Below are 584 nucleotides of genomic sequence, written 5' to 3' on the forward strand. Positions count from 1 at the left end.
GGGGAGGATGCGGCGCGGGAGGGGGTGGACAGAGAGCTCAACTTCACCACCACATCGGCCCTGCCCGCCGACAACAAGGTCACTGCCGGTCAATGGCTGGCCGGCAAGGGGGAGGTCTCCGTCGACGAGGCACTGGCGGGACGGCTCGGCATCGCGCTCGGAGACGTGCTCGGCTTCACCATAGAGGGGCAGGCGTTCGAGGCCAGGGTGACCAGCCTGAGGTCCATCAAGTGGGACAACATGAGGCCGAACTTCTACATGATCTTCTCGCCGGACGTGTTGGCCCCCTTCTCCCAGACCTGGCTCGGCAGCTATCGTCTGCCGCCTGAGGGGCGAGGGGCAGAGGTGGAACTCATCCGCCGCCACCCCACGGTGAGCCTTATCGATGTGGAGGATCTCATAGGGCGCCTCACCCTGGTCTCCGATCAGGTGAGCCGCGCCCTGGGATTGATGCTCGGGCTGGTGACGGTGGCCGCCCTGCTGGTGCTGCTGACCCAGACCCAGGCCGGCATGGCCCATCGGCGCCGGGAGCTGCTGCTGATGCGCACCTTGGGGGCGGGCAGCGCCCTGCTCGAGAAGATGTT

General features: G+C 67.0%; 1 protein-coding gene. It reads left to right on the plus strand.

The genetic code is table 11. The features are described 5' to 3' along the window. The coding region (locus BN1120_RS00490; protein WP_042014275.1) for an ABC transporter permease at window positions 1-584 on the plus strand (584 nt) is incomplete at both ends.

The organism is Aeromonas caviae, assembly GCF_000819785.1.
Classification (GTDB): Bacteria; Pseudomonadota; Gammaproteobacteria; order Enterobacterales; family Aeromonadaceae; genus Aeromonas; species Aeromonas caviae.